The 3,764-nt window shown below is 67.8% G+C and carries 3 protein-coding genes; 2 read left to right on the top strand and 1 reads right to left on the bottom strand.

The genetic code is table 11. The annotated features are described in order from the left end of the window. Window positions 1-96: 96 nt before the first annotated feature. On the bottom strand, window positions 97-1,713 hold the full coding sequence (locus ACWEO7_RS38515; protein WP_452430673.1) for a (2,3-dihydroxybenzoyl)adenylate synthase: 1,617 nt from the start codon (window positions 1,711-1,713) through the stop codon (window positions 97-99). Between the two features lie 199 nt (window positions 1,714-1,912). Between ACWEO7_RS38515 and ACWEO7_RS38510 the strand changes: the two genes are divergently transcribed. Both ACWEO7_RS38510 and ACWEO7_RS38505 read left to right on the top strand, forming a co-directional pair. Then, entirely contained in the window at window positions 1,913-2,791 is an 879-nt protein-coding gene (locus tag ACWEO7_RS38510; RefSeq protein ID WP_452430672.1) for an oxidoreductase, read from the top strand. Between the two features lie 115 nt (window positions 2,792-2,906). Further along, window positions 2,907-3,377: a carboxymuconolactone decarboxylase family protein gene (locus ACWEO7_RS38505; protein ID WP_452430670.1), complete on the top strand. Its 471-nt coding sequence runs from the start codon at window positions 2,907-2,909 to the stop codon at window positions 3,375-3,377. The last annotated feature ends 387 nt before the right edge of the window (window positions 3,378-3,764 follow it).

Below are 3,764 nucleotides of genomic sequence, written 5' to 3'. Positions count from 1 at the left end.
GGCGACATCGACCGAAACACCTACAAGATTGAGATCGACGTCACCATCAACACCAGTTGACACCAGCCCGACCAGCCTATGTGAGCGGCATTGGATCTAGGACTCGGCGCGCAGCGCCTTCTTGTCGATCTTGCCGACCGCGGTGATCGGCAGCTTGTCGCTGCGGCGCAGCACGTCCGGCAGTTTGTAGGTGGCCAGCCCGCGCGCGCTGAGGAAGGACTTGATCTCGGCCAGCGTGGGCATCTCACCATCGACGACCAAGATGGCGCAGACCTTTTCGCCCAGCACCGCGTCGGGCAGCCCGACGGCGGCGGCGTGCCTGACCGCGGGATGGGTGAGCAGATGTTCCTCGAGTTCGTCGCAGGAGACGTTCTCGCCGCCGCGATTGATCACGTCCTTGATCCGGCCGGACACCACCAGATGCCCGCTGGGCAGGCGGCGGACCAGATCTCCGCTGCGATAGAAGCCGTCCGGTGTGAAGGCGCGTGCGTTGTGCTCGGCCGCTCGGTAGTAGCCGCGGATCGTGTACGGCCCCCTGGTCAGCAGCTCGCCCTCCGCGCCGGGCGCCACATCGTTGCCGTCGCCGTCCACCACGCGGATCTCGTCGGCGGGCGAGAGCGGACGGCCTTGGCTGGTGTGCAGCAGTTCGGCCGGATCGTCCAGCCGGGTGTAGTTGATCAGGCCCTCGGCCATGCCGAACACCTGTTGCAGGGTCGCGCCGAGCGCCGGGGTCACTTCTTTGGCGTTGACCTCGGCCAGTCGTGCGCCGCCCACCTGGAGCAGGCGCAGCGAACTCAGGTCGGCCTCTTCCCATTCGGTGGCCGCGCACCAGAGTTGGGCCAGCGGCGGCACGACGGCGGTCACCGTGACCCGGTGCCGCTCGATGGCGGCGAACGCGCTTTCCGGACTGGGGTCGCCGACGAAGGCGACCGCGCCGCCCACTCCGACGGTGCCGAGGATGCCGGGGCAGGCCAGCGGAAAGTTGTGCGCGGCGGGCAGTGTCGCGAGATAGACGTCCTGCTCGGTCAACGCGCACACCTCGGCGCTCGCGGTGGCGTTGTAGACGTAGTCGTCGTGCGTGCGCGCGATGAGTTTCGGCAGGCCGGTGGTTCCGCCGGAGACCAGCATCAGGGCGATATCGCCCGGATCGATCTCGGGCAGTTCGCCGCGGTCGCGCGGTACCGAGGTGAGGCCGGTGAACGGCCCCGGCTCGCCGAGCACCAGGACGTGGCGCAGTGACGGCACCGCGTCCCGCACGGTCGAGGCCAGTTCGCGGTAGTCGAAATCGCCTGCCCGGTCGGCGACGATGTAGCCGACCGCGTCGGAAAGCCGCGCCAGATGCTCGATTTCGGCTCGGCGATGCGCGGGCAGACTCAAGACGGGGATGATTCCGGCGCGCAGCAGGCCGAACAACACGGTCATGAACTCGGGCACATTAGGTAGCTGGACGACCACGCGGTCGCCGGGAGTAATGCCGAGCGCAAGCAGCCCGTGGGCCATCCGGTCCGCGGCGGCGTCGACGTCGGCGTAACTGTGCGAGCCCTCCGCATCGAAGAGCGCGGGGCGCTGGGGGTGCCGGTGTGCGCTCGCGCGCAGGAGATCGCCGAGCGGGCGCCCGGCCCAGTAGCCCGCGGCTCGGTACTGCGCGGTCGCGTCGGCGGGGAAAGGTATGTAGCCGTCGCGATGCGCGGACCCGGTCGGTGTGGAAGTCACGTCTGCCTCACAAGTCGAGCAAAGGTTCCCTTATATAGGTTAGGCAACCCTACTTCACGCCTGGGTCTGTGCCGTCATGATCATCGATTCCGGCCGGTGGCGGCACCGTCGCCGCGACGCTTCCGGCGTCGGGTGAATGCCGTCGCCCGGGCGTGTTCGAACCTGCCGCCGGGTGCCGCCGGGCACTAGACTTTCCGGCATGACCAGGTGGGACACCTCGAACATCCCCAGCCAAAGCGGCCGGAAGTTCATCGTGACAGGGGCCAACAGTGGCCTGGGGGCCGAGACGGCGCGCGCGCTGGCCGCGGCGGGCGGCGAGGTGGTGCTCGCCTGCCGGAACGTGGCCAAAGGCGAGCGGGTGGCCGCCGGACTCGGCGACCGGGCGCAGGTTCGCGAACTCGATCTGGCTGATCTCGATTCGGTCCGCGCGTTCGCCCAGAGCGTCGACGGGATCGATGTGCTCATCAACAACGCGGGCGTGATGGCTGTGCCCGAAGGCCGCACCGCCGACGGATTCGAGAAACAGGTCGGCACGAACCATCTCGGTCACTTCGCGCTCACCGGCCTGCTGCTGGACAAGATCTCCGACCGGATCGTCACCGTCTCCAGCGGTGCGCATCAGGTCGGCAAGATCGACTTGGACGATCTCAACTGGGAGCGGCGCAAGTATCAGCGGTGGGCCGCCTACGGGCAGGCCAAGCTGGCCAACCTGATGTTCGCTCGCGAACTGCAGCGCAGGTTGACGGCGGCGGGCTCCACGAAACTCTCGGTCGCCGCGCATCCCGGCTATGCCTCCACCGAATTGCAGTCGCACACCGAGTCTTTCCTGGACCGGGTGATGTGGGTCGGCAACCGGTTGCTCGCGCAGAGCGCCGCGATGGGCGCGCTGCCGACGCTGTTCGCCGCGACCACCGACGTCCAGCCGGGCGGCTACTACGGACCCACCGGCCTGGGTGGCATGCGCGGGTACCCGGGGCCGTCCGGGTCGTCGAAAGCGTCCAGGGACGAGAAGGTGGCCGCCGACTTGTGGGACTTGTCCGAGAAACTGACCGGGGTCACCTACGACTTCACGAAATGACCGCAGCCCTTCCCGTGGACGCGGTGTGACCTACGTCTCATAAGCCGTTGTCACACTCCGTCTTTCCGCGTCGTCCTCCTTGTGAACCCACAGGGAACGACAAAGGACGGACATCATGGAACAGCGCTTCGAACTCTTCGCCAACCCGGTCGGCGCCAGCTTCATCAAGCGGCTCACCATGGCCTCCAAGGTGATCGACGATTCCACCCTGGACGCAGCGACCTACGAGCTGGTGAAGATTCGCGCCAGCCAGATCAACGGCTGCGGTTACTGCACCGACATGCACACCAAGGACGCCGCGCACGCGGGCGAAACCTCCGTGCGGCTCAACCTGATCGCCGCCTGGCACGAGGCCACCGTCTTCACCGAGGCCGAGCGCGCCGCGCTGGCGCTCACCGAGGAGGCCACCCGGATCGGCGACGGACGCGTGGTCAGCGACGCGGTGTGGCAGGAGGTGCGCAAGCATTACGACGACGACCAGATCGCCGCCCTCATCGCCGCCATCGCGATGATCAACGCCTGGAACCGGATGAACGTCGTCGCCCGCACCCCGGCCGGTGATTACGTGCCCGGTCAGTGGGGGTAATTCCCGCGTCCGGCATCGTCCGCGCCCGGCGGGTGATCACGTCCCGGTCGGTGGGGACGAGCCGGATCGTCCGGCATCGCCCGCGCCGTTCGAGGTCCCTTGTCACGTGGGCCGCGAACGGTGCTCGTAGGTGCCGCTCCCGGTGCGCCAGGAGGTCGTCGACCGTTCACATTCGACTGCGTGAAAGACGAACGCGCCCTGGCGGCGATCCCGGAACTGGTACGCCGAACATCGTGCCGCACAGTGATTTCCCAACGCATCCACACTGGCGCAGCTCCCGGTTTCGAGCGAAGCGAGACCGAGCATGTGCCGTTCGCGGCCCGGCTCGCGTCCGAGTGGCCGCCGCGTTCGCGACGAAGTCGCCAGCGGCGGTCACTCAGATAGGAA

It is taken from the genome of Nocardia sp. NPDC004260, from assembly GCF_053603155.1.
The sequence above is the reverse complement of the archived record's forward strand: the minus strand, read 5'-3'. Positions and strand labels throughout refer to the sequence as shown.

Excerpts from the sequence above, each read along its gene's own strand:
- ACWEO7_RS38505 (WP_452430670.1), top strand. The coding sequence starts at position 2,907 with ATGGAACAGCGCTTCGAACTCTTCGCCAACCCGGTCGGCGCCAGCTTC.
- ACWEO7_RS38510 (WP_452430672.1), top strand. The coding sequence starts at position 1,913 with ATGACCAGGTGGGACACCTCGAACATCCCCAGCCAAAGCGGCCGGAAG.